22 protein-coding genes are annotated in these 25,339 nt (G+C 71.0%); 10 read left to right on the top strand and 12 right to left on the bottom strand.

Annotation, left to right across the window (positions count from 1 at the left end):
* Nucleotides 1-81 precede the first annotated feature (81 nt).
* The 4 genes from NUT86_RS38045 (at nt 82) to NUT86_RS38030 (ending at nt 3,418) form a co-directional block, all read left to right on the top strand.
* Nucleotides 82-1,206: a PP2C family protein-serine/threonine phosphatase gene (locus NUT86_RS38045; protein WP_018091997.1), complete on the top strand. Its 1,125-nt coding sequence runs from the start codon at nt 82-84 to the stop codon at nt 1,204-1,206.
* 288 nt (nt 1,207-1,494) lie between these two features.
* Complete coding sequence (locus NUT86_RS38040; protein ID WP_018091998.1) at nt 1,495-1,746, top strand: hypothetical protein; 252 nt, start codon at nt 1,495-1,497, stop codon at nt 1,744-1,746.
* Between the two features lie 457 nt (nt 1,747-2,203).
* Nucleotides 2,204-2,935, top strand: coding sequence for a MerR family transcriptional regulator (locus NUT86_RS38035; protein ID WP_274739936.1), 732 nt, complete (start codon nt 2,204-2,206; stop codon nt 2,933-2,935).
* Between the two features lie 192 nt (nt 2,936-3,127).
* Nucleotides 3,128-3,418, top strand: a complete 291-nt coding sequence (locus tag NUT86_RS38030; protein ID WP_026170038.1) for a hypothetical protein — start codon at nt 3,128-3,130, stop codon at nt 3,416-3,418.
* Between the two features lie 207 nt (nt 3,419-3,625).
* On the opposite strand, the gene NUT86_RS38025 is transcribed toward NUT86_RS38030, so the two are convergent.
* Nucleotides 3,626-3,775 (bottom strand): hypothetical protein, encoded by a 150-nt coding sequence (locus NUT86_RS38025; protein ID WP_274739935.1) that lies wholly within the window; start codon nt 3,773-3,775, stop codon nt 3,626-3,628.
* A gap of 567 nt (nt 3,776-4,342) precedes the next feature.
* On the opposite strand from NUT86_RS38025, the gene NUT86_RS38020 reads away from it, so the two are divergent.
* From NUT86_RS38020 to NUT86_RS38010, 3 genes are all read left to right on the top strand, one after another.
* Nucleotides 4,343-6,148 (top strand): M4 family metallopeptidase, encoded by a 1,806-nt coding sequence (locus tag NUT86_RS38020; RefSeq protein ID WP_159484277.1) that lies wholly within the window; start codon nt 4,343-4,345, stop codon nt 6,146-6,148.
* A 126-nt stretch (nt 6,149-6,274) separates the two neighbouring features.
* On the top strand, nt 6,275-7,474 hold the full coding sequence (locus tag NUT86_RS38015; RefSeq protein ID WP_018092003.1) for an MFS transporter: 1,200 nt from the start codon (nt 6,275-6,277) through the stop codon (nt 7,472-7,474).
* Nucleotides 7,475-7,527: 53 nt separating this feature from the next.
* Nucleotides 7,528-7,920, top strand: a complete 393-nt coding sequence (locus NUT86_RS38010; RefSeq protein ID WP_274739934.1) for a DUF6578 domain-containing protein — start codon at nt 7,528-7,530, stop codon at nt 7,918-7,920.
* Between the two features lie 48 nt (nt 7,921-7,968).
* Here NUT86_RS38010 and NUT86_RS38005 read toward each other — a convergent pair whose 3' ends face one another.
* Nucleotides 7,969-9,213, bottom strand: coding sequence for a cytochrome P450 (locus NUT86_RS38005; protein WP_274739933.1), 1,245 nt, complete (start codon nt 9,211-9,213; stop codon nt 7,969-7,971).
* A gap of 312 nt (nt 9,214-9,525) precedes the next feature.
* Between NUT86_RS38005 and NUT86_RS38000 the strand changes: the two genes are divergently transcribed.
* The gene (locus NUT86_RS38000) at nt 9,526-10,353 is read left to right on the top strand and encodes an alpha/beta fold hydrolase (protein ID WP_159484283.1); all 828 of its coding nucleotides are present in this window, start codon (nt 9,526-9,528) and stop codon (nt 10,351-10,353) included.
* Between the two features lie 28 nt (nt 10,354-10,381).
* On the opposite strand, the gene NUT86_RS37995 is transcribed toward NUT86_RS38000, so the two are convergent.
* Entirely contained in the window at nt 10,382-11,056 is a 675-nt protein-coding gene (locus NUT86_RS37995) for a TIGR03086 family metal-binding protein (RefSeq protein WP_159484285.1), read from the bottom strand.
* 52 nt (nt 11,057-11,108) lie between these two features.
* Here NUT86_RS37995 and NUT86_RS37990 point away from each other — a divergent pair, with 52 nt between their 5' ends.
* Entirely contained in the window at nt 11,109-11,612 is a 504-nt protein-coding gene (locus NUT86_RS37990) for a MarR family winged helix-turn-helix transcriptional regulator (RefSeq protein WP_159484287.1), read from the top strand.
* Between the two features lie 101 nt (nt 11,613-11,713).
* Here the strand turns inward: NUT86_RS37990 and NUT86_RS37985 are convergent, their stop codons facing one another.
* The 7 genes from NUT86_RS37985 to NUT86_RS37955 form a co-directional block, all read right to left on the bottom strand.
* Nucleotides 11,714-11,983, bottom strand: a complete 270-nt coding sequence (locus NUT86_RS37985; protein ID WP_018092009.1) for a hypothetical protein — start codon at nt 11,981-11,983, stop codon at nt 11,714-11,716.
* Nucleotides 11,984-12,239: 256 nt separating this feature from the next.
* Entirely contained in the window at nt 12,240-13,562 is a 1,323-nt protein-coding gene (locus tag NUT86_RS37980) for an MFS transporter (RefSeq protein ID WP_274739932.1), read from the bottom strand.
* Nucleotides 13,559-14,647 (bottom strand): 4-hydroxythreonine-4-phosphate dehydrogenase PdxA, encoded by a 1,089-nt coding sequence (gene pdxA / locus NUT86_RS37975; protein ID WP_159484291.1) that lies wholly within the window; start codon nt 14,645-14,647, stop codon nt 13,559-13,561. The genes NUT86_RS37980 and pdxA overlap by 4 nt, the downstream gene beginning before the upstream one ends.
* A gap of 26 nt (nt 14,648-14,673) precedes the next feature.
* Nucleotides 14,674-15,960, bottom strand: a complete 1,287-nt coding sequence (locus tag NUT86_RS37970) for a four-carbon acid sugar kinase family protein (RefSeq protein ID WP_274739931.1) — start codon at nt 15,958-15,960, stop codon at nt 14,674-14,676.
* A gap of 112 nt (nt 15,961-16,072) precedes the next feature.
* Entirely contained in the window at nt 16,073-16,885 is an 813-nt protein-coding gene (locus NUT86_RS37965) for a DeoR/GlpR family DNA-binding transcription regulator (protein ID WP_274739930.1), read from the bottom strand.
* A 146-nt stretch (nt 16,886-17,031) separates the two neighbouring features.
* Nucleotides 17,032-17,427: an SHOCT domain-containing protein gene (locus NUT86_RS37960; protein ID WP_018092014.1), complete on the bottom strand. Its 396-nt coding sequence runs from the start codon at nt 17,425-17,427 to the stop codon at nt 17,032-17,034.
* 50 nt (nt 17,428-17,477) lie between these two features.
* Nucleotides 17,478-20,207, bottom strand: coding sequence for a SpoIIE family protein phosphatase/ATP-binding protein (locus NUT86_RS37955; protein ID WP_159484295.1), 2,730 nt, complete (start codon nt 20,205-20,207; stop codon nt 17,478-17,480).
* Nucleotides 20,208-20,668: 461 nt separating this feature from the next.
* Between NUT86_RS37955 and NUT86_RS37950 the strand changes: the two genes are divergently transcribed.
* Nucleotides 20,669-21,007, top strand: coding sequence for a hypothetical protein (locus tag NUT86_RS37950; protein WP_148590635.1), 339 nt, complete (start codon nt 20,669-20,671; stop codon nt 21,005-21,007).
* Between the two features lie 68 nt (nt 21,008-21,075).
* Here the strand turns inward: NUT86_RS37950 and NUT86_RS37945 are convergent, their stop codons facing one another.
* On the bottom strand, nt 21,076-22,530 hold the full coding sequence (locus NUT86_RS37945) for an APC family permease (protein ID WP_274739929.1): 1,455 nt from the start codon (nt 22,528-22,530) through the stop codon (nt 21,076-21,078).
* A gap of 316 nt (nt 22,531-22,846) precedes the next feature.
* Nucleotides 22,847-24,931: a SpoIIE family protein phosphatase gene (locus NUT86_RS37940; protein WP_159484297.1), complete on the bottom strand. Its 2,085-nt coding sequence runs from the start codon at nt 24,929-24,931 to the stop codon at nt 22,847-22,849.
* Between the last annotated feature and the right edge of the window lie 408 nt (nt 24,932-25,339).

Here is a 25,339-nt window from a genome sequence, read left to right as displayed (position 1 = left end):
GCCCGTGACGACTGCGGTATAAAACAGCCCAAAACAGGCATATTCCTGCTAGCCGACATGGACAGCTGGTCAGGAATGCCTATGCCCTCCCTCTCCCCCCGATGGCCCCGATACGTCGAGTTCGCTCCGAGCGTCCTGGTCGCCGGAGGGCTCGTCTGGGACGCGTTCTCGCCGGCCGACTATTGGGGCGACCCGATGCTGACGGCGGCCAGCGTGACGGCCGGTGCGCTGCTCTCCCTGCGGCACACCCTGGCGATCGGCGCCGCCATCGTCGGCGGTGTCTTCGCGCTGACCGTGAAGGACGGCACCGCCGGCGACATCGTCGGCTATCTGGAGCTCATCAACACCGTCTTCGCCGCACTCATGGGGGTCGGCGTCAATCGGGTGATCGCCCGGCACGGACGCCGTCTGGACGTGGTGCGCTCGGTGGCGGAGGCCGCCCAGCGTGCCGTGCTGCCCGCACCACCGGAACGCATCGGACCGCTCTCGATCGCCGCCCGCTACCAGGCCGCACAGAGCGAGGCCCGGATCGGCGGGGACGCCTATGCCGTCCAGCGGACCCCGTTCGGCGTCCGGCTGCTGATCGCCGATGTGCGCGGCAAGGGACTGGGCGCGGTGGGCGCGGTGTCGGTGCTGCTGGGGGCGTTCCGTGAGGCCGCCGAGGAGGAGCCGGACCTCGCGACACTGGCCGACCGGATGGAGCGGGCCCTCCTGCGGGAGAGCGAGCACACCTCCGAGGAAGACCGGCTGGAGGGCTTCATCACGGCCCTGCTCTGCGAAGTCCTCCCGGGGGCCGCGGGCCTGCGACTGCTGAACTGCGGCCACCCCGCGCCCTATCTCTGCCACGACGACGAGGTCCGCGTCCTGGAGGCCGGTGATCCGGGGCTTCCGCTGGGGATGGGCACACTGGGAGTGGAACGGACCTGCCCCGCCGACCGGCCGTTCCCGGTGGGCAGCACGCTGCTGCTGGTCACCGACGGGGTGACGGAGGCCCGGGACCGTACAGGACGGTTCTACGATCCCGCGACACAGCTGGCGAGCCAGGGCCCGTTCCGGGGGCCACAGGACGTGATCGACCAGTTGGTGCGGGACGTCGAGCGCTGGACCGGCGGGCCGCGCGACGACGATATGGCGGTCCTCGCCCTCACCCGGCAGAGGGAGGGCCGGATGCGGATCCCCCGTAGCGGGAGCAGCCCCGACCACTGAAGCGCAGGACGGACTGCGGGACTGCGGGCTGCGGGACCGCGGCTGGCCGGAGACTGTTCGCGGACGCAACCAGCCCGGCGACAGCACGCCTCACCGAAACCCGGCCGTTCCGCCCGGACCTCGCCCTTCTGCCCTACCGGACCGACTGACACACCAAGCCCTGCCTTGGCGTGCGACGACTGCCGTAAATCTCCGTCATCACTCCGCACCCGCCGCCACATTGCGTCTTTTCCCCGGCCCTTTGGGAATTTCGTCGTGTGCTGCCGAAAATCCGGGGTGGGAGATGAGATGATCAGTCAGAGCATCAGCATCCGCACCGAGCGATCCATCGCTCCCGCGCAGATCGGAGTTGATGTGTCCGACAACAGATCAACCCTGCTGAGTCAGCGCGCCGCCGTTATTTTCCTCCTTGGCGCCCTCACCGCAATCGGCGCCGGTGTGCTCACCTTCTTCAATGGCGGCACCCCGGCTTCCTCCACCCTCGTCGGCGGCGCCGCCTTCGGTGCCGCCGTGACCTTCTTCCATACGGTCATCGACTGAGCCGGCCATCGACGAGCTTCGGTACGGCCGGAAACGCCTCCCGTGCGCGACGCGGCCGACTCACCAGGCCGGTTGGGTCAGCACGGCGTGACCCAAGTCCCGGCGCCGGCAAGGCACTTGGACAGCCGGGCACAGTGCCGGGCTGCCCGGTGGTGGCCGGGCGCGGACGGTGACCGATGCGCGCCCACGGTCCCGCAAGTGACCCACGGTCCCGCAGGTAAGGGGAAGACCTCGGCGCGAACAGCGCCCGCGGAGCGCAGACTGCGTCGGTCGCCCAGGCGCCGGCCACCACACCTTCAATTTTCACACCTTCAAGTTTCTCGCTGCCCTGGGTTGAGGGTTTTCAAGGATTCCTGGCTCTGGATACGGCTGTGAACTGAGAAATCAGTCGCTCCCGCGCAGCCCGGAACGGATAACCTTCAAATTCTTGAAGAACCTTCCGGGGGAGGACGGACCGATGGGCAGTACGGAAGTGGGGCTCCGCCCGGTCGATCTGGCGCGTATGGCGGGGGTCTCCACCCAGCTGATCCGCAACTATGCGGACGCGGGCATCCTGCCGCCGGCCCCGCGCACCCCGGCCGGCTACCGCACGTTCGGCTCCCGCCACCGTCGCGCGCTGCTCACGTACGGGGTGCTCACGCGGGGATACGGCCCGGGCACCGCTCAAGCGATCATGCAGGCCGTGCATGCGGAGGACCTCAGCCGGGCGCTGGCGCTGGTGGACGCCGGTCATGCGGCACTGCATGAACAGCGGCTCTCCCTGAAGGCTGCGAGCGAGGCGCTCGAAGCGCTCGCGGGCCAGGCTCCGGACGACTCGGCGGTGCCGCGGTCGGGCCTGCGGATCGGGGAGGTGGCTGCCCTCCTGGGGGTGCGTACCTCTGCCCTGCGGGTGTGGGAGTCCGCCGGCCTCCTGGCGCCACGGCGGGACCCGGGCACCCGGTACCGCAGCTACCGCGCCGCCGACGTCCGGGACGCACGGCTGATCGCCTTGCTCCGGCAGAGCCACTATCCCCTGGACCGGATTCGGCCGGTACTCGACGATCTCCATCACGAGGGCAGCAGCGACGCCCTGCGCACCGCGCTCGGACCACGGCAGGCCGAGCTCACCCGGCGCGCCACCGCGATGCTCGAAGGGTCCGGCGCCCTCCACGCCTACCTCACCGGGGACGGGCCGGCGGAGGCGGGCTGAGCGCCGCGCAGCGGACCGGCGGCCTGCGGTCCGGAGCCGCGGGACCGGCCCGGCTACGGGGCCCCGGCCCGGTCTCTGCCGCCCCATGCGGAATCCGTGGCACCGCATGCGGTGCGCGGGCGCACCTCAGGTGCCAAACTTGAGACACCGCGCCCGGCCGCCAGCCGGGGCCCTTGCCGCCGAGGGGTGATCATGACCTGGGCATCTTGGACCACTGTGGGGATCCACGCCCTACCTGGCGCGGTTCGCACCGCGGAGATCGGCGTGATCAACGGAGACCTGACCATTCACACGACCTGGTCGGAGAACCTGGCTCATGTAGCTGTGCAATACACCGGGTCATCGGACTGGTACACCATGGCCGGCAGCCCCGTCCCGTGCGATTCCGAAGAGGCCAGCCGCACCTTCCACCAGGCCGTCGTCGAAGCCGTACGCGGCGGAGAGCGAGCCGACGCCTCCCTTGAGGAACTCTTCCATCACTAGGGCATCGCCCTGACCCGGCCCGGTCGGTGCCGGCTCCGGTTAAGGGTTGCCCCGTAAACGATCAACGCCTCGGGTGGGACGTGGCCTCCGCGGCCCCGAGTGCCGTCCACGATGAGCACGGCGCCCTTGCGGAATCGCTTGCAGCGGAAGGCGCCACGGTCGGCCCTTACGAACTCATCCCACCCGTGAAGAGATACGGGGCAACCGTCAAGTGTGCAGGATGCGCACGGCGAGCAGCGTCTGCCAGGTCCAGCCGACAGCGAGTGAGACGCGCTGGATCAGCCCGCCGAGGTCGGCCCAGCGTTGACGCTGCCTGAACGCGGCATCGGCCAGCGCCACCGTCGCCGTGAAGAACACACCGCTAGAGGGCCTGCGGCCATCCCGCAGGCAAGCAGCACTTGATTACCCATGCCGTCAACATAGGTCGACGGGATGAGGATGCGCCAACATTCGTTGACGCGAGGCGGCAGTCCTCAAGCCCATCACCAGCCCCGGCAGGCAACAGCCATCACTGAAACGCCTACTCGGTGATCCGCGCCCCTGCTCCGGGAGACCAATTGCGGGACAGGCCGCACCGGCAGCACCCCCCACCGCGGACCAACAGGCCCGCGGTGAGGACCGTTCGGGGCGGGTCGAGCCTGCCCCTGTAGCAGTCCAGAGTTCCGCTCACTTTCCGGGCAACCATTTCGCGCCACCCCATGTCTCCTCAGGTGGACCACAGTTGGTCACCTGTTGGCTACTTAAAGCTGACCAATTGTTAAATTTCGCCCACGAATCTCAATTACTGATCATTTCGCTTTACATGCCCATGCCAGACACACCAGGGTTTGCGCGGGGCCCCGCGGCCCCCGTGGTGCACAACAGCACCGCGCGTACGGGCGGTTGGCCAGCCGACCGCCCCCGCAGCGCTAAGGACCCACATCAGTGCGTAGACCCCACATACGCAGACACCGCCTGGCCATCGCGGTCGCCGTGACGACGGCCGCCACCCTGACGGCGGGTGTGGCGGGCAGTGCCTCCGCGACCCCTCCGGCCTCGCCGGTCGCTGCTTCCTCCTCAACTCCCGCCTCTCAGAAGGTCGTTGACACGGCCCGTGCCGCCGCATTCGCGCACGCCTCGGCCACCGGAGTCAGCAAGAAGGACACCCTCGAAGCCACCGACACGCTCGTCGACCCGGACGGCCGGCAGCACGTCCGCTTCGTACGGACCCACCGCGGAATGCCGGTGCTCGGCGGCGACCTCGTCGTCCACCTGACCGCCAAGTCGGCGTACGAGGGGGTGACCCGGGCCTACCGTCACCAGGTCGACGTGAGCGGCACGGACGCGAAGCTGTCGGCCGGAGAGGCCCGTACGAAGGCCGCCGCCGTCGCCAAGGGCCGGGCCGGCGACGCCGAACTGGTCGTGGACGCCCGCAACGGCCGCACGACGCTGGCCTATCAGGTCGAGGTGGCCGACAGCGGCACCGCCGAGTCCGGTGGCGTCCGTACGGTCGTCCTCGACGCGGCGTCCGGCACGGTGCTCAGCAATGTCCAGGCCGACGACTCGTTCCTGTCGCCCGCCCTCCAGCGCAAGCTGCGCGCGCGGGGCGAGCGGCTCAACCCCGCGACCGGACTGTTCACTCCCGCCGCGCCCGCCACGGGCAAGGCGGCGAAGGCCGCCGGCTTCCCGGCCGCGGCCAAGGGCACCGGCGCGTCCTTCTTCGTCGGCAGCGTCCCGCTGTCCACCACCCAGACCGCGAAGAAGTCCTTCACCCTGAAGGACTCCACCCGCGGCAACACCGAGACCCGGGACGCCGGCGACAAGGAACTGGAGAAGTTCAGCAGCGGCAAGGCGTTCACCAGCACCACCAACCGCTGGGGCAACGGCACCACGAGCAACCGGGCCACCGCCGCCGTCGACGCCCAGTACGGCATCGCCAGCACCCTGGACTTCTACAAGAAGGCCTTCGGCCGCAAGGGCATCAAGAACGACGGCCGCGGGGCGCGCGCCCTGGTGCACTTCGGCAAGAAGGTCGGCAACGCCTTCTGGTCCCCCGACTGCGGCTGCATGCTCTACGGCGACGGTGACGGCAGGACGTTCACCAAGCCGCTGGTCGTCCTGGACGTCACCGGCCATGAGCTCTCCCACGGCGTCGTCGACGCGACCGCCAACCTCCAGCCCACCCGGGTGGACATCGAGGGCAACCAGTTCGGCGAGCCCGGCTCGCTCAACGAGTCGCTGGCGGACATCTTCGGCAGCGCGGTCGAGTTCTCGACCAACAACCCGAAGAACCCGCCGAACTACCTGTTGGGCGAGAAGCTCGGCCTCGACCAGAAGTTCCTGCGCCGTCTGGACAAGCCGTCCCTCGACAAGCTCGAAGGCGCGGTCGACTACTGGTCGAAGGCGTCCTACGACACCGAGGTGCACGCCGGCTCCGGTGTCTCCTCGCACGCCTACTACCTGCTCGCCGAGGGCAGCGGGAAGAAGACCATCGGCGGCGTTGCCTACAACTCCCCCACCCATGACGGCTCCAAGGTGACCGGCATCGGCCGGAACAAGGCGACGGCGATCTTCTACCGGGCGCTCACCCGGTACATGGTCTCCACGACCGACTTCCACGACGCCCGGACCGCGACCCTGCATGCGGCCAAGGACCTGTACGGCGCCAAGAGCACCGAGTACAAGACGGTGGACAAGGCCTGGGCGGCCGTGAATGTGAAGGCCTCCAACACGCCCTCCGCCAAGCACTGATCCCCACGGAAAGGCGCAGCGTGGTGCCCCGCGGTCGGTGGGGGGCACCACGCTCGTCCGTTTCCCGGCCCGGGGTCCCTCCAGTGGTCCTCGACGGGGTGGCGGCGGGAGCCTACGTTTGAGGCCATGATCATCGATCGCACGGGCGGGACCCGGCGGCTCGGCTATCCGGCAGCGGCCGGCGTGTTCGCCGTCGGCATGGCCGGGACGACACTCCCCACCCCGCTGTACGGGCTCTACCGCGCACAGCTCGGGTTCTCCGAGCTGATGGTGACCGTGGTCTTCGCCGTGTACGCGCTCGGCGTGATCACGGTGCTGCTCCTCGCCGGCAATGTCTCCGACGAGGTGGGCCGGCGGCCGGTGTTGCTGTGCGCGCTGGGTCTGTCGGCGGCGAGCGCGCTGTGCTTCGTGTTCGAGGGCGGGCTGCCGATGCTGCTGCTGGGCCGGGTGCTGTCCGGCTTCGCCGCCGGGTTGTTCAGCGGCGCCGCCACGGCGGCCGTGCTGGAGCTCGCCGGGCCCGGCCAGGAAGCGCATGCGGGGTTCGCCGCCACCGCCGCGAACATGGGTGGCCTCGGCTGCGGCCCATTGCTGTCCGGGCTGCTGGCGCAGTACGCGCCGTGGCCGCTGGTCCTGCCGTTCCTGGTGCATCTCCTCCTGGTCGCCGGGGCGGCCGGGGTGACCTGGTTCCTGCCGGAGACCGTCGGGCATCCGCACCGCCCCCGGAAGCTGCGGCCGCAGGGCCTTCGGCTCCCGCCCGAAGTGCGGGGCGTCTTCACCCCCTCGGCCGTCGCCGCGTTCGCCGGTTTCTCCCTCCTGGGGCTGTTCACCGCGGTGGCGCCGAGCTTCGTCGGCGAGACTCTCGGGGTGCACAACCTGGCCGTTGCCGGGTTGATCGTCTTCACGGTGTTCCTGGGCTCCACCGCCGGGCAGTCCCTGACGGAACGGATCGGTGTCCGCAGAGCCCTGCCGGGCGGCTGTCTGGTGCTGGTGGTGGGCCTCTTGCTCGTGGCCACCTCGCTGGCCGTGACCTCCCTGCCGCTCCTGGTCATCGGCGCGGTGTGCGGCGGCGTCGGCCAGGGCCTGGCGTTCCGGGCCGGGCTGACCGCCGTGGGCCGCGCGGCACCGCCCGAGCACCGCGGCGGCACCATCTCGGCCTTCTTCCTCGTCGCCTATCTCGGCATTTCGCTGCCGGTGGTCGGGGTCGGTGCGCTCACGCTGGTGCTCGGTCTGCGCGGTGCGGGCCTGGCCTTCTCCGGCTGTGTCATCGTGCTCGCCGTCGCCGTCGGCCTCTATGTACTTCTGCACCCGCCGGCCGACGAGGACTGACCGGTCCCGGGCACCGCATGCCGTCGGCCCGCCACCCCGGGCAGAATCGCAGGATGAACCTCACGGTCTGGCTGGACGATTGGCAAATGCAGTGCTGCGGCGACCCGTTCCGCATCGGGTCACAGGTGTCGTGGACACTGACCGACGCGAAGAAGGAGTGGCTGACGGACGTCCTCGGCGCCGAGACCGCCGAGACGGTGGACGCCGCCGAGGAACATCACGGCGGGGCCGCGGAGGGGGCCGCCCCCACGGTCGCCACCGTCACCGCCATCAGCGCGGTGCACTGCCGGTACGCACCACGTCCCGGCGACCCGGACGGGACGCGGTATGCGGTGCCGGGTACCGGAACGCTCACCGCCCTGTCGTCCGCCGACGGATGGACGCCCGACCGTGACGCTCTCAGGTTCGTCGGCTACCTCGTCGAGCTCGCCGTGTCCGGGCGGTGAAGGCGTCGGCCGGGCAAGCTCCTCGGCGGCGGTGAACGTGACGGAACGTCAAGCCCCGTGCGCCCGCACTCCGTCGTCCCCCGGCACCAGCCGCACCCGCAGCCGCTCCGGCCCGCGGGTGAACACCCCCGCGTCGGCGGGCGCCGTACCCTCCGCGAAGTCCATGGCGGGAAACGCGTCGAGCAGCTGATTGACGGCGACCTCCACCTCGGTCTTCGCGAGGAGTGCACCCACGCAGAAGTGCCGGCCGAGCCCGAAGGCGACGTGATCGGCGGCGGCGCTGAAGGCCGTGGCGGGCGTCAGATCGCCGCGGAGGACATGGAAGGTGTCGGGCCGGGCGTAGTGGCGCTCATCGCGGTTCGCGGAGCCGATCAGGCAGGTGACCGTGGCCCCCGCGGGGACGGTGCCGCCGCTGAGGGTCACCTCGGCGGCGGGCTGACGCATGATCATCTGGACCGGCGGGGTGTAGCGCAGGGTTTCGGCGAAGGCCGCGGGGATCAGCGACCGGTCGGCGCGTACGGCGGCCAACTGGTCCGGGTGGGCCAGCAGATTACGGAAGAGGGCGGCGAGGGCCTTGTCCGTGGTTTCACCGCCGGCAGCGAGCAGCAGGCTGACGAACGACGTGATGTCCTGGTCGTTCATCCGGGTGCCTTCGACCTCGGCGGTGCAGAGCGTGGAGAGCAGGTCGTCACCGGGGGCGGCCCGCCGTTCCTGGATGACCGGAAGCAGGTAGGCGGCGAGCTCCCGGGCGGCCCGCAGACCGGCGTCCGCGATCTCGGGGTCCTGGGCCAGATTGGACAGGAAGCCGACGACGGATGCGTACCAGCCGTGGAAGCGGTCGTGGTCGGCCCGGTCCAGCCCGAGCATGTCGACGATCACGTTGATCGGGAAGCGGGTCGCGAACCGCGCCACGAGATCGGTCTCCGCCGCGTCGCGGAAGGTGTCGATCAGCTCCCGTGCATTGCGCTCGATGACGGGCAGGAACTTCTCCCGCAGCTCCCGGCCCCGGAAGGCGGGGGCCACCAGGGCCCGGCGTACGGCGTGCTCGCGGCCGCTCATCTGGGGCAGGGTCCGGCCGCCGTGCGCCGGTTCGAGCTGCCACTCGTAGTTGTCGCTGGTGAACACCGGATCGCGGAAGGCCCGTGCGACGTCCTCGTACCGCGAGATCAGAAAGCTGTCGGTGCCCGGGTCGTGGAACAGCGGGTAGTGCTCACGCAGGATGCGGTACGCGGGATAGGGGTCCGCCGCGAACTCCGGTGACAGGATGTCGGGCGGCTGCGGGAGGGTGGTCACAACACGTCCTCGGCTTCCCTGAGCGGAGATCGGGCTCGGACGGTGGTGCATAGCCGGCTGTTGACGCTAGGGCACGGCCCCGGGCCCGTCCAGAGCGCCCCGGCCGCGCCCGCACCGCCCGGATGCACGGCACGGCCGGGCGCCACCCGGATGGTCGGCCGCCTTCACTCCCCTGCTTCTCCGGGCACGCTCTTCCGGCGGCGGACGGAAACGCTGAGACCGGCACGCCGTCCCAGCCATCCCCTCCCCGGCCCCGCCCCCGCGGCCCGCATTCCGTACGCCGGTGAACGACAGCAAAGGACCGACCACCTCATGGGCACCCTCACCACGACCGACGGCACGGAGATCTTCTACAAGGACTGGGGAACCGGCCGCCCCGTCGTGTTCAGCCACGGCTGGCCGCTCAACGCCGACGCCTGGGACGACCAGATGCACCTGGTCGCCGCCCACGGATACCGTGCGGTGGCCCACGACCGCCGTGGGCACGGCCGCTCCGGCCAGCCCTGGCAGGGCAACGACATGGACACCTACGCGGACGACCTGGCGCAGCTGATGGAGGCCCTGGACCTGCGGGACGCGGCGCTGGTCGGGCACTCCACCGGCGGCGGTGAGGTGACCCGCTACATCGGCCGTCACGGCACCGGCCGGGTGGCCAAGGCGGTGCTGCTCGGTGCGGTCCCGCCGCTGATGCTCAAGACCGAGGCGAACCCCGAGGGGCTGCCGCGCGAGGTCTTCGACGGGATCCGTGCCGGTGTCGCAGGCGACCGCTCGCAGTTCTACAAGGACCTCAGCGAGACCTTCTACGGTGCCAACCGGTCCGGGGCCGCCGTCTCCCAGGGCATCCGCGACGCCTTCTGGATGTGGAGCATGCAGGTCGGGCTGAAGGGGGCGTTCGACTGCGTCAAGGAGTTCTCGGAGACCGATTTCACCGAGGACCTCAAGCGGTTCGACGTCCCCACCCTCATCATCCACGGTGATGACGACCAGATCGTGCCCCTCGTGGCCGCCGGCCAGAAGTCGGCGAAGCTGGTGCCGGACGCCACGCTCAAGATCTACCCGGGTGCACCGCACGGCCTCTCGGCGATCGGCTCGTACAAGGACGACTTCCACGCCGACCTGCTGGCCTTCCTCAAGAGCTGAGCGCCTCGGACCGCCGCGTCCGCGCCGCTCAGCTGCGGGTGTCGCGGGTGGCCGTGCCGTCCTCCGGGCCGCGCCAGCGCGGCGAGCGGCCGAGCGCCGCCAGGATCCGCTCCAGGGTGTCCGCGTCCTCGTCCGTGGCCAGCCCCGGCCGGAAGGCGCTGCCCGGGGCGAGCCGGGAGTCGTCGTCCGGGACGGCACGGGCTATCGGCAGGGCGGCCCGCAGGAGTTCGGTATCCGGGGTGTAGGCGAGGCCCAGGGCGCGGGCGACGTCCCAGCTGTGCACCACGTAGTCGATGAGGTGGAAGCCGATCGCGCGGACGGCGCGGAAGGTCCGGGTGGTGCTGAATTCGGGGAGGGCGAAGGCTCTGTCCGGGCCCTCTACGGTCGCGAAGGCGGCGATGACGTGCTCGGCCGCGGCGGTGTACAGCCCGACGGGGTCCGTGCCGAGCGGCCGGACCGACCAGTGCGCCAGGTCCTGTCCCTTTCCCAGCGCCGCCGCCGCGAAGCCGTGGTGCTGGGCCGTCATATGGGCGAGCAGCTCGGCCAGTGTCCACGCCGAGCACGGTGTCGGCCGGGACAGATCATCAGGGGTCACCCGGCGGATCAGGGCCACGCTGTCCCGGACCGCCTGGGCATGGAGCCGCCGGAGGTGGGCGAAGTCCGGGTGAGAGGCGGACGACGCGTCCGCGGAATTCGTATGCATGTGCTTACGATCAGCTCAAGCACATGAATTGTCAACGGGTATTTTCTTGACCATGGCCGAGAACGCAGCCGACAGGGGCACCACATCCGGAGGGCGGCCGACGGCCCGTCCCGATCTGGCGGCGATGGTCGTGCCCTTGGGCCGTGCGCTGATGGCGGCCGAGCAGCCGGTCCTCGACGCACACGGGCTGACGATGTGGGCCTACACGGTCCTGCTGTATCTCGACGAAACTCCGGTCCGCACGCAGGCGGCGCTGGCCGAGGCGATCCGGGCGGACAAGACCCGCATCATCGCCGTCCTGGACGACCTGGAGGCACGGGAACTGATTCGCCGTCAGCCGGATCCCGAGGACCGCCGGGTGCGTCTACTGTCCCTCACCACGGAGGGCCGGCGGCTTCGGGATGCGGCTCAGGCCGCGATCCAGGAAGGCGAGGAACGGCTGCTCTCCCGGCTTCCGGCCGCCGATCGCGCCGGCTTCCTGAGGTCGCTGCACACGCTGTCCGGACTGCCGGAGCTCACCGCGCGCAAGCCCGGCCGGGGACCGTCCCGGACCTGACCCGCCGGACAGACCGCGGGGCGCGGCCCGCACATGACGCCGGTGCCGGCCGACGGACCCGTGGGTCGCGTCGGCCGGCACCGGCCGGCAAAGCTCTTTGATTACCTCCGGTGGCCCTTGTCGTCGCCGCCCCAACCCCAGCCGCCCTTCTCGCAGCCCTCGCTGAAGACCGGGCCGACGTGGTGGAGCACACCCGCGGAGAGCCAGCAGGAGCCGTAGTGGCCGTGGCCGTGGTGGTGCTTGTAGTGGTGGTGGTGACGACGGTCCTTGTGGTCCTTGTGGTCCTTGTTGCAGGCCAGGGCGGCGCTCGCACCGCCCATGACGATGGTGGTGGCCAGGGCGCTGGCTGCGATCGCGGCGCGGATGCGCATGTCTGCTCCTCGGGAGGATCAAAGGGGTATATCGACCTTTTCAGGATGCACCTCTGCGTAACCTCCCAAAACCTGACACAACATGAATTGGGCGAGTTGGAGTAACTGATCACACCGCAGACCTCCCTCTCGGCGTACGGATACCGCTCGTTGAGGAAAAACGGCAGCGCCCCCGCCGGGTGGTGCCGGCGGGGGCGCCCTTCCTGGCATGCCCGGGGGTTGGTGCGGAACTGAGGGGGCATCACACGCCGCTTCGTCAGGCCCCTTCCGCTGCTTGCCCGGACAGCGGGCGCACGGGGCGGGCGCTCGGGCGCAGGCCCAGCGTCACCAGCGCCACAGCCACCGCGAGGAACCCGGAGAGCACCGCGAAACCGGTCACGCTGGAGCCGGTGACGTCGGTCAGCCAGCCGACCAGGTAGGGGCCGGCGAACCCGCCGAGATTTCCCAGGGCGTTGATCAGGCCCATGGCGACGGCCACCACCTCGAAGCGCAGCAACTGACCGGGGATCGCCCAGAACGGCCCGTACGGCGCATAGACCGCGGCGGCCGTCACACACAGCAGCAGCATCCGGGGCAGCGCGCCGTCCACGGCCTGTCCCAGCAGCAGTGCCGCGATGCCCACGACGAGCGGGACGGCCACCGCCTGCCGCCGTTTGCCCGTGCGGTCGGACCAGGCGGCGTTGGCGATCATCACGACCAGGGCGACCGTGAACGGGATCGCGGTGAGCAGCCCGACCTCGGTCGGCGATCCGTCGTGGGTCAGCTCCTTGATGACCGAGGGCAGCCACAGATTGAAGCCGTAGAAGCCGGTGATCCAGAAGAAGTAGACGCCGATGAGGACGAGGACCGACTTCTGCTTGACCGCGTCGAGGTACGAGCCGCTGCCCGCCGACGGTTTCGCGGCCTCGTCGGCGGCGATCGAGCGCTCCACATGGTCGGCCTCGGCGCGGGAGATCCACCGGGCCCGGTCGGGCCGGTCGGCGACGGCGAACCACCAGACCACCGCCCACAGCAGGGGCGGCACCCCCTGGAGCACCAGTACCCAGCGCCAGCTCGCATGGTCGAGCATCCATCCCGACAGCGGGGCCATGAGCACCGAGGAGAGCGGCAGACAGGCCATCCACAGCGCGTTGGCACGGGCCCGCTCGCGCAGCGGGAACCACGAGGCGAGCAGGATGAGCACGGCCGGCCAGACACCGCCCTCGAAGAAGCCGAGCACGAACCGGGCCACGTAGAACTGTGACTTGGTCTGGACGAGACCGGTCAGCGACGCAGCCAGCCCCCACGCCACCATGAGGAGGAGGACGGTCTTCCGGGCGCTCCAGCGCTGGGCGAGGATCGCGGCCGGGATCTGCAGGAAGACATAGCCGACGAAGAAGATGCCGCCGACCAGGCCCTTGTCGGCATTGGACAGCTCCAGGTCGCCGTGCATGTAGGGGAGGATGACGGAGACATTGTTCCGGTCGAGATACGCCAGCATGTACATGATCGCGGCGACCGGAATGACATACGCCCAGCGCTTGGCGGGGATCGCGGACGGGGGCGACTGCGGGATCGGCTGCGGTCCGGTCTCCGTCACCGGCCGGCCGCCGTTCCGTACGCGGTCCGGATCCGGTCGGTGAAGCGGCTGAAGCCGGCGGCGGCGCGGAAGGCCGCGGCCATCGTGCCGTGCGAGGCGCGGCCGCTGCCCGCGATGTCGAAGGCGGTGCCGTGGTCGACGGAGGTCCGCAGGATCGGCAGGCCCACGGTGACCGACACGGTGCCGTCGAAGTCGACGGTCTTGGCGGGGATATGGCCCTGGTCGTGGAAGTGCGACAGCACTCCGTCGAAGCGGCCTTCGAGGCCCTGGTGGAAGACCGAATCGGCGGGGATCGGCCCCACGACGCCGAGGCCCTCGGCGGCCGCCTTCTCGACCGCCGGACGCAGGACGGTGATCTCCTCGTCGCCGAAGTGGCCGCCCTCGCCGCCGTGCGGATTGATCGCGGCGACGGCGAGCCGGGGCTCGTCATGGCCGAAGACGCGCAGTGCGGTGGCGGCGTGACGGATGCTCGAGGCGACCCGCTCCTCGGTGATCTGGTCGAGCGCCTTGCGCAGGGCGAGATGGCGGGTGGTGAAGAAGATCTTGAGGCCGCGGACCACGAACATGGTGTCGAAGTGGGCGGCGCCGGTGAGTTCGCCGAGCATCTCGGTGTGGCCGAGGTGCTGCGAACCGGCCGCCCAGATGGCCTCCTTGTTGATCGGCGAGGTGACGATGCCGTCCACCTCACCGGCCAGCGCGGCGCGGGTCGCGGCCTCGATCGCGGCCACGGCGGAGCGGCCCGCCACCGCATCGACCGTGCCCCAGGGCAGGTCGGCGGGGGCGATCCCGAGGTCGAGCACATCGATGGTGCCCGGCTCGAACCGTGCCTCGCCGGGCGCGGCGACGGCGTGGACCTCGACGTCCAGGCCGCAGACGGCGACGGCGCGGCGCAGTACGGCGGCGTCGCCGACGGCGAGTCCGCGGGCGAGCGAGGCGGTCGCCGGGTCGGCGAGGGTGCGGGCGGTGATCTCGGGGCCGATCCCGACGGGATCGCCGAGGGTGACGGCCAGGAGCGGCAACGGGCCGTCGGCATCCGGCCGGTGCCGGTCCGTCCGAGGGCCGGTCGCGTGCTGAGGGTCGGTCATGGGGACCGCCTTTCGGGGTGCGGTGTTCATGTCGCGATCGAGGTGGGGCCGAGGGTGCGGCGGGTGCAGGCCGCGCGCAGGTGTTCCAAGCAGTCGCGGGCGGCGTCGGGGCCGCCTATCAGGCCGCCCTTCGTGGCGAAGGGCAGTCCGTCGTGGGGGCCGCCCACCAGGTGTCCGGCGATGGCGAGCGGGAGCACCTCGGTCTCGATGGCGAAGCCGTCGGCGCCGAGGGCGGAGGTGACCGCCGCGGCGACGTCGCCGCCGGAGGCGTACAGCCCGCCGGGGCACAGCTCGGCGACCGCCCGGCGGGCGATCTCGGCGAGCGCGCGCAGGATGCGGGCCGCGGTGCCGGGATCGGGGACGGAAGCGGCTCCCGTCGGCTCGGGGGCTACCCGGACGCCGAGCACCGTGGCCCCCTCGGCCGCGGCCGCGCGCAGTGCCGCCAGCACCCGGCCGGGGTCCGGGGCGGCGGGGTCGAGGTCCGCCCAGCGGGCGCCGAGCGCGGTTTCCGTGCGGGCGAGCTGGGTGCGGGTGCGGTCGGTGACGCTGCCGACGACCGCCAGGACGGTGGCGGGTGCGCCGCCTTCGGGCCGCAGGCCCAGTTCGGCGGCGAGGGCGGCGCCGAACGGTCCGGAGTCCAGCGCGATCCAGCGGATGCGGTCCTCGGCGCCGAGGCGGGCCGCGGCCGCCGCGACCGTGCCCAGATGGGCGTTCTCGGTGGCGTCGCAGACCACGATGTCGGCCGGGCTCTCCCGCAATGCCGCGGCCACCGCGTCGGGGCCCCGCTCCACCACGTCCAGGGCCAGTTCGCCCGTGCTGCGTCCGCTCTGTGCGCCCAGCACGGCCGCGACCCGCGAATGCCGGACGGGGTCGAACGGGTCGTTGGCCACGGCCGTCCGGGTCAGCGGTACGCCGTCGACGAGATGCAGACCGCCCACCGTGCTCCGGCCGGCGTCGGGGAAGGCGGGGACGGCCAGGGTCCGGATCCGGGCCGCGGGCTCGCGGGCGGCGAGGACATCCGCCACCGCGTCGAGTTCACTGCCGGGATTGCCGCGCAGGGTGGTGTCGACGCGCTTGACGACCAGGGGCACCTCGTCCGCGGTCTCGGCGGCGGCCCGGACGGCCGCGTAGGCGCGGGCGGGGGTCCAGTGCCGCGACGCGGTGTTGACAACGAGGACGTCCACCCGGTCCGCGTAGCGTGCCACTTGGGCGAGGTCGCCGACGGTGACGGCCCGCAGGCCCAGTCGCGCATAGAGGGCGCCGGTCGCATTGCTGCCGGTGAGGTCGTCTCCGATGACGAGCACCTGGGCCACACGGTCTCCTCCCGTCGGCTTCGGTGCCGTCCCCGACCCCGAAGTGACCGAACCGCGCACTTTTTATTGCGCGGTTCATGCAATTCAGGGTGGCCACTCGCCGAACGGGCTGTCAAGAGGTGTGCAACGGGGCGCCCTCGACGACTCCCTCGGGGGCCTCCGCGGCCGGGTGCACCGCCCACCCGGCGTCCGTGAAGGAGGCCAGCTCCCGCTCCCCGCCCCCGGAGATCAGGCCCGTACCCGCCGGCATCGCCGCCCAATAGGGGAAGCCCCCTCCCCCGCCGAGTTTGGAGTGGTCGGCGAGCACCCAGGAGGCCCGGGCGCACTCGGCCATCGTCTCCTTCAGCGCGGCCTGCTCCGGGTCCGGGCAGTTGATGCCCCGCCGGGGGTCGAGACCGTCGACGCCGAGGAAGGCGATGTCCGGGGTGAGCCGGCGCAGCGCCTGTTCGGTCCGGGTGCCGAGCAGCGACTCGTTGGGGCGCCGCAGCCGGCCGCCGAGCACCACGACCTCCACCTCCGCGTCCGCCAGCTCGACCAGCGTGGACAGGCCGTTGGTGACGACGGTGAGATCGGCACGGTCCCGCAGCTCGTGGGCCAGCCGGGCGACCGTGGTGCCCGCGTCGAGGAGGACGACATCGCCGCTGCGGACCAGCCCCGCCGCGGCGCGGGCGATGGCGTCCTTCTCACCGCGCTGCTCGTGCTCCTTGTCGTGCCAGGACCGCTCCACCGCCCGGTGGTCGACCGCGCCGCCGTAGGTGCGCGTGATCCGGCCCAGGGCGGCCAGCGTGGCCAGGTCGCGGCGGACGGTGGACAGCGAGACATCGAACTCCGCCGCGAGATCGTGCACGCTGATGTCGCCGGCGCCGAGCAGCTCCACCATCCGCTCGCGGCGGCGCCGGGTGGCCGAGCGCTCCCCACTGGTCACTTCACTGCCCGCCTCTGCCTGCTGTCGTCTGCCGGTGTCTGCCTGCGTCCGTTGTGGGACGATTCTCAAGTTGCGCGTTTCACGCAATTGGAGATTAGCAGTCGGGCAGGCAGGGACGGGCACCGCCGCAAGCGGGTGAGGCACGGTCAGGCGAGAACCTTCGCCTTGGCCTTCTGGTACTCCTCCTCCGTGATGTCGCCGTGGTTCTTCAGCTCGGCGAGCTTCGCCAGGGAGTCCGCGTGCCGGCCCGTCTCGTCCCCGGTCGCCACGGTCTCCCGCAGATAGGCCTGCAGCTGTTTCTGCTGCCGCTCGGCCTGGGCGATCTCCCGCTCGCTCATCCCGTGACCACGCGCGACCACGTAGATGAAGACGCCCAGGAAGGGCAGCAGGATCACCAGGACCAGCCATCCGGTCTTGCCCCACCCCTTGAGGTCCTGGCTGCGGAAGATGTCACCGATGATGCGGAACAGCAGGATCAGCCACATGACCCACAGAAAGATCAGGCACATGGTCCAGAATGCGTTGAGCAGCGGGTAGTCCATCACGGCCTCCTATGGGCACTGGGAGCCCCCGAGCTCATCCATCCGTCAGCTCAAGGATCCCCGCCGTCGGCCTCCCCCGCGACCACATCCAGGTCGGTGAGGGCCTGTTCCGTCCAGATGACCTTGCCGCTGGTCGTGTACCGGGTTCCCCACCGTTCGGCCAATTGGGCGACCAGGAAGAGCCCGCGGCCGCCCTCGTCGGTGGTGGCCGCCTGCCGCAGATGCGGTGAGGTGCTGCTGCGGTCGGAGACCTCGCAGATCAGGGAGGTGTCGCGGATCAGCCGTACGCGGATGGGACCGGCGGCGTACCGGATGGAGTTGGTGACCAGCTCGCTGAGGATCAGCTCGGCGGTGAACGCCTCCTCCGCCAGGCCCCACTCGACCAGCTTGCGGACCGCCGCGGCCCTTATCTGGCCCACCGCCGAGGGGTCCGGCGGCACATCCCAGTCGGCGACATGCGCGGTGTCCAGCACCCGGGTGCGGGCGACCAGCAGCGCGATGTCATCGCTGGGCCGCTCCGGGAGCAGCGCGCTGAGCACCGCCTCGCAGGTCTCGTCCGGTGTCCGGCCGGGTTGATCGGACAGGGTGCGGCTCAGCAGCGCCATGCCCTCGTCGAGGTCCCGGTCACGGTCCTCGACGAGGCCGTCGGTGAAGAGCACCAGACGGCTCTCCTCCGGCAGTTGCCCCTGCCAGGTCTCGAAGGGCAGGCCGCCGAGCCCGAGGGGCGGGCCGCCGGGCACGTCGGCGACCTCGGTGGTGCCGTCAGGGCGCAGCAGCATGGGCTGGACGTGCCCGGCACGCGCCATGGTGCAGTGCCCGGTGGCCGGGTCGTAGATGGCGTAGAGGCAGGTGGCTCCGGTGACCGATCCCTCGGCCTCCTCTGCGCCCTCGTCCTGGTCGATGCGGGTGACCAGCTCGTCGAGGTGCCAGAGGATCTCGTCGGGCGGCAGGTCCAGGTTGGCGAAGTTGTGGACGGCGGTGCGCAGCCGGCCCATGGTGGCGGCGGCATGCAGCCCGTGCCCCACGACGTCGCCGACGACGAGCGCCACCCGGGCGCCGGGCAGCGGGATGATGTCGAACCAGTCACCGCCGACGCCGCCGAGCCCGCCGCGTCCGGCCTGGGCGGGCAGATAGCGGTAGGCGGCCTCGACGGCGTTCTGCTCCGGCAGGGCGCGTGGCAGCAGGCTGCGCTGCAGGGTGACCGCCATGGTGTGTTCGCGGGTGTAGCGGCGGGCGTTGTCGATGCTCACCGCGGCACGGGCGACCAGCTCCTCGGCGACGGAGAGGTCCTCCTCCTCGAAGGGCTCGGGCTCGTTCGAGCGCCAGAAGATGGCCACGCCCAGGATGACGCCGCGGGCGCGCAGCGGCACCGCGATCCGCGAGTGGATACCGTGCTGGACGATCCTCCTGGCCCGTTCGGGACTCTGCAGATGCCAGCCGGCGAACGCCGTCAGATCCGCGTCCAGCGCCGCTTTGCCACTGGCGAGGCCCGCGCCGAGGGCGGTGGCCGGCTCGAAGCGGATCAGCTTGCCGACGGGGTAGAGGCCGCTGTCCGGCGGGGCGCCCCGGGAGGCGATCCGCCGCATCCCGAGGGCCGCGCCGCCGGGGGACGTCGGCTCCTCGCCGATCAGCACGTCCTCGGCCAGATCGACCGTGACGATATCGGCGAAGCGGGTGGCGCCGAACTGCGCGAGCTCCTCGCAGGTGTGCACCACGTCGAGCGTGGTGCCGATCTCGGTACCGGCGTCGTAGAGGAGCTTCAGACGGCCGCGGGCCACATCGGCCCGGCCGGTCAGCGCCCGGAGCTCGGTGGTGTCCCGTAGCGTCGTGACGCTGCCGGGCGGTCCGCCCGCCTGGTCCGTCGAGCGCTGGTTGACGGCCAGCAGACGGTCGCCGACCGGGTGGACCTCGTCGGTGACGACCCGGCCGGAGGCCAGCAGATGGGCGGTGGCGGGGTCGAGCCCGAGGTCGGCGACCTGGCGTCCCTCGACGTCCGGCGGCAGGCCGAGCAGCCGGCGCGCCTCGTCGTTGGCGAGCAGCAGACAGCCGTCGCCGGCCACGATGATCACGCCTTCGCGGACGGCGTGCAGCACCGCGTCGTGGTGCTCGTACATCCGGGTCATCTCGGCCGGGCCGAGGCCGTGGGTCTGCCGCCGCAGCCGCCTGCTGACCAGTGCGGTGCCGCCGGTGGTGAGCAGCAGGACGCCGGCCGCGGCGCCGAACAGCAGCGGGAACTGGTCGTCGACGACACCGCTCACACGGTTGACGGTGATCCCGGCCGAGACCAGCCCGATGACCTTTCCCTTGTCCGGGCCGCTGTGGCTGAAGACCGGCACCACGGCCTGGACGAGCGGCCCGATGGTTCCGGTGATCTTCTCGGTGACCACGCGGCCGGCCAGCGCCGGCTGCAGGGTGCCGACGAACTTCTTGCCGATCCGGTTGGGGATGGGGTGGGTGTAGCGGATGCCCTGGGTGTTCATCACGACGATGAAGTCCACCTCGGAGCGCTTGCGGGCGGCCTCTGCCCGCGGCTGCAGCACGATGGTCGGATGGGCGGTCTTCAGCGCTGCCTCGATGCCCGGCGCGTTCGCGAAGGCTTCAGCGACGGCGACGGACCTGTTGCGGGCTTCGCGGTCTGCGTCGGACCGGGATTGCAGCACAAGTGCCGCAATGGCGGCGGCGACGAGCAACACCACGATCGCCACCTGCAGGAGAAAGACCTGGCCTGCGACAGTTCGCATCCTGAGAACCGAACGCGGGCGGCCGTAGCGTCCGGCCATGTCCTCTTTCTACACCTCCCGCATACGGTGGGCGACCTGCGCGATGCGGAGCGCAGCAGCCACCAGGGCATGTCCGCGGTGTCCCGCCCGGCCGGGCGGCCTCACGGGCTGTCCGAGGATGATCCCGTGATCCGCGACCGGGCGCCAGAGGGCGGGAAGACCCCCGGGTAGGTTTCACTACTACGCATATGCGAACCTCTCCAATGAAGGGGACATACCCGGCAGCCACTGGTCGCCACCCCATCGGGAACAAATCGCCCAAGCCGTGCATGGTTCATGTAACTCTTCCCACAGGCCGGGCCGCTTGCCTGATCGGGCGCTGCCGGTCGGGTGAGTCCAGCGCCAGCGCAACGTGCCTGGTCAGCCCGGTTCACCGGGACCCCGGAGCCGGGCCTCGGGCGGCCCCGGGGGTGCCCTGGGCGTCATCCGGGCCGTCGGGACGGTATGAGACGTTCGTGGGCATGCATGTTCCCGAGGAGATCCGAGCCGAGGCGGCCGCGCTCATCGACCACCACGCGCTCGGACTGTGGAAGCCGAACGACGCCGACCGGCGTGCCGCCGTGGCGCTGTTCCGCTTCCTCGAAACCGGTCTGCCGCTCACGGGCGAGCAGATCCGGTCCGTCCTTGCGCACACGGAACCGGCTGCCGCGATGACCGAGCGACTGCTGAACCTGCTGCGGGGAACCGCCGGGCTGCTCGATGACGCACCGGTGGCCGAGGGCCCCGCCGGGCGGGACGCCGTCGACCACGTATGCCTCCTCCTGGACGCGCTCGCGCTCTCCCGGCTCTCCGACCGGTAACAAAGAAGGCCCGCCCGGGCACAAGCTCCGGGCGGGCGGTTCTGCGGCCTTCTACGGCCTCTACGGCTCTATGCGGGCAGCGAGCCGGCGGACTTCTCGACGGGGGCCTGCTCGTCCTCGGGAACCGAGATCACCCAGTGCGTCTCCTGGCGCGGGCGGAGGTAGCACGCCCAGTACAGGGCGGCGACGGCCACGATGACGCCCGTGATGACCAGGCTCTTGGTGCTCTGCTGGCAGAGCACCCACGCCAGCACCACGATCAGCAGCGCCGGGACCGCCGGCCACAGCGGCATCCGCCAGGCCGGCCGGTGCTTGTGCTCACCGCGGCGCGAGACCAGGGCCCCCAGGGCGACGAAGACATACATCGCGGCGACGGCCACCCCGGTGACCTCGCTCAGGGTGTCGAGGTTGACGAAGCACAGCGCCGCGCCCGGGACACCCACCGCGAGGGTGGCCGCCCAGGGGGAGCCGAAGCGCCGGCCGACGTGCGAGAAGACGCGGTTGACGGCGGTCGGCCAGGCCGCGTCGCGCGCCGAGGAGAAGACCACGCGGGAGTTCTGGATCACCATCACGATCGCCGCGTTGATGATCGCCAGGGCGATACAGAGGCTGACGAAGGTGCCGGTGCCCGAGTTGCTCCAGTCCTGCACCATGCCGGCGACGTCACCGGCGCCGAGCGTCTTCAGGTCGGGGGCGCCGAGGGTGATCGCGACCACGGGGATCAGGACGACGGCCACGCCGATGGCGAGGGTCCACAGCACGGTGCGGGAGACGTTGCGGCGGGGGTTGTCCATCTCCTCGGCGAGGTACACGGCGGTGGAGAAGCCCTGCAGGATGAAGAGCGCGGTGGCCAGTCCGGTCACGATGAGCCCTGCGGTGACGGCGGTGCTGGTTCCGTCTCCGGCGTCGATCACGGGGTTCACCAGCACGGACGCCGAGCGCTGGGTGTGGGTGAAGCCCAGGAAGGCGACGACCGCGCAGGCCACCACCTCCAGCACCAGGAAGATGCCGGTGATCCAGGCGTTGGCGCGCAGGTCGAGCAGGCCCATCGCGGTGGCCAGCAGCATCACGCCGGCGGCGGTGAACTGCGGATCCAGTTGCACGACCGGCGCCAGATACTCGGCGGTGCCCAGGGCGATGATGGGCGGAACGATCATGACGACGATCAGCGAGAGTATGAAAACCAGCCACCCCGCCAGGCGGCCCATGAGCGTGCCGACCATGGCGTACTCGCCGCCGGAGCTGGGGATCAGGGTGCCGAGCTCGGAGTAGGTGAAGGCCACCCCGATACACAGCAGGGCCGCGACGGCGATGGTCAGTGCGGTGCCCGTGCCCAGGCCGGCGAAGGAGTCCGGCACGATCACGAAGAGCGAGGACGCCGGGGTCAGACAGGACAGCGTGAGCAGCGTGCCGCCGACCACACCGATCGACCGGGTGAGTTGGGGGGTGCTGGAGGCGTCCCCCTCCGTCGCGCTTCGGGTGTCCCGCTCAGGTGCTGCGGAGGCAACAGGCGTGTAGGGCATATCGGTATCCGTATCCCATCGGTGCTGGGCGGCAGGAGGGGTGGCGCTTGGGGGAAGAGCACCGCAAAGCGGTGCGGACCCGGCATCCAAAAGGCCCCGCTTCGGTGACCGAATAAAACCCCTGCCGACGACTCACGTCAAGGTCTCGTTAAGGCTCTCTGGCAACGAAATCCGCAGCCTTAGAGGCCTCCCTAAACGCTTATTCATGATCCATCGTGGAAATTAAGCGGAATCCGCGTCCGGGCGAGTGGTACGGATTCCCCGTGGGGAGCCGCCGGATCCATGGCCGATCCCGCCGGAGCCGCTGCCCGTGCCGTCAGTCCTTGTGTGCATGCACACGGGCGATGAGCAGCGCGACGTCATCGTGGTCGTGCTCATCGCGCAGGGCCCCCAGGAGGCGGTCGCACAGCCCCTCCAGATCGTGCTGGGGCGCGGCCAGCAGTCCCAGGAGGGTGTCCAGGCGGGCGTCGATGGGCTGGTCCCGGGTTTCGATCAACCCGTCGGTGTAGAGCACCAGTTGGTCGTCTTCGCGGAGCGGCACCGTGGTCTGCTCGAAGGGGACGCCACCGACCCCGAGCGGCGCGCCGGTGGGCAGATCGAGCAACTCGGGCGGCCGGTCCGGCCGTACGACGATGGGGGGCAGATGCCCGGCGACGGCGATCCGGCACTCCATGCGGTGCGGGTCGTACACGGCGTACAGGCAGGTGGCGAAGGCCGGGTCGAGGCCGACGGCGATGTGGTCGAGGTGGCGGAGCACTTCGGCGGGGTCGAGGTCGAGGTCGGCCAGGGCGCGGGCGGTGGTGCGCAGCTGGCCCATGGTGGCGGCGGCGTTGATACCGCTGCCCATCACATCACCGACCACCAGCGCGGTCTTGTCGCCGGCCACCGGGATGGCGTCGAACCAGTCGCCGCCGACCTCGCTGGCGGCCTGGGCGGGCTGGTAGCGGTAGGCGATCTCCATGGCCGTGGGCTGCGGCGGCCGGTGGTTCATCAGATGGCGCTGGAGGGTGAGCGCGGTACGGCGTTCGCTCTGGTACGACCGGGCGTTGTCGATGCACACCGCCGCCCGGGCGGCCAGTTCGACGGCGAGCACCGCATCGTCCTCGTCGAACGGCAGCGGATTGCGGACGCGGTACAGCGACAGCGCGCCGAGGACCTCACCGCGGGCGATCAGCGGCACGGCGAGGTAGGAGTGCAGTCCGGCCTTGCCGAGGAGCGCGGCACCCTGCGGGTCGGCGGCGATATGCGGCAGATCGTCCGCGCTCACCCGCGGGACCAGCACCGGACGGGCCTCGGTCACACACCGGGTGATCAGCCGGTCGGCCTCGTAGGAGGCGATCTGGCCGGTGGGGTCGGCGGCCCGGACGGCTTCGGTGGAGTAGGCCGCGGACACGGCGAGCGCCCGGAAGCGGGCCGGGCCGCCACGGGACAGCGAGGTCGGGCGCCGGCCGTCCAGTACGGCGTCGAGGACGTCGACCGCGGCCATGTCCGCCAGCTCGGGCACGATCACATCGGCCAGTTCGTGGGCGGTCTGGTCGACGTCGAGGGTGGTGCCGACGGTGGCGGAGGCGTCGGCGATGACGGCCAGCCGCCGGCGGGCGCGGGCGGCCTCGGTGGCGGAGCGGTGCTGCTCGGTGACGTCCACGACGGAGGTGGCCAGCCCCAGCACCCGGCCGTGGGGGTCCTCCAGCCGGTAATACGACACCGACCAGGCCCGGTCGGCGTTGGGGTCGGCGGCGGTGCGGCCGACGGTGTACTGGTCGAGCAGTGGCGTACCGGTGTCGAGGACCGCGCGCATGCTTCTCACTATGGTGTCGGTGTCCAGGAAGGACAGCGCCTCCCGGACATCGCGGCCGATGTGCTGGTCGGCGGGCAGATCGTTGATGCGCTCCAGCGCCGGGTTGACCATCACGAAGCGCAGCGAGGTGTCCAGGACCGCCAGGCCGATCGGCGACTGGGCCACCAGGCGGACGGACAGCGCCAGATCCCGCTCCACCCGGCGCAGGACGGCCTGGTCGGTGGCGATGCCCAGGGCGTAGGACTCACCGCGCTCGTCCAGCAGCCGCATGTTGCGGAACTCGACGAGCCGGGTGCTGCCGTCCTTGTGCTGGACCGGGAAGACCCCGGCCCAGCTCTCCCCGCCCGCCATGACCTGGGAGAACAGCCCCAGCACCAGATCGAAGTGCTCCGGTCCGACCAGCAGCTGCGCGGCGGGGCGGCCCAGCGCCTCCTCCGCGGTCCAGCCGAACAGCGCCTCGGCCTGCGGGCTCCACAGGGTGATCCGTCCGTCCGCGTCCAGCATCACCGCGGCCACGCCCAGCACGTCCAGCAGGCCGCCGGGCTGCCCCGGTGTGGCCCCCACAGGGGCAGCACCTTCGGGGAACGCGTCGGTCGCACCCATCCAGGCACTCCTTCCGCCGGTCATCACAGACCGACAGCCGTGGCGCTCTCCGTACATCGGCCGGTTCTCGCTGTGCTTCCGTTGCTCCCCATCATCTCTCGACACGGGACGGACCCGCAGGGAGAGCGAGATCCGCAGGGCATCCGCGTCCCGTGCGCGAGGGAGCATTATCCGCCGTGATTCCCAGGTGGGCGACCGTGTTGACGATATTCGGGGCGATGATTCCGGCCGGGGTCCCGGGGTGGGCGGCCGGGGCGGTGGCCGTACGCCGCAAGGCCGGCGGGCCGCCGTGGCCCCGCCCGCCCTCCGGACCCGGAAGTCCGGCTTGGAGATGTTGATCTCCAGCGACTACCCTGACTTTAGTTGCCTCTAGCAACTAAACGAACATCCGGCGCAGGTGCCCGCACG

The organism is Streptomyces sp. G7(2002) (assembly GCF_028870195.1).
Classification (GTDB): Bacteria; Actinomycetota; Actinomycetes; order Streptomycetales; family Streptomycetaceae; genus Streptomyces; species Streptomyces nigrescens.
Note: the sequence above shows the minus strand (reverse complement) of the source record. Positions and strands in the feature narration are given on the sequence as shown.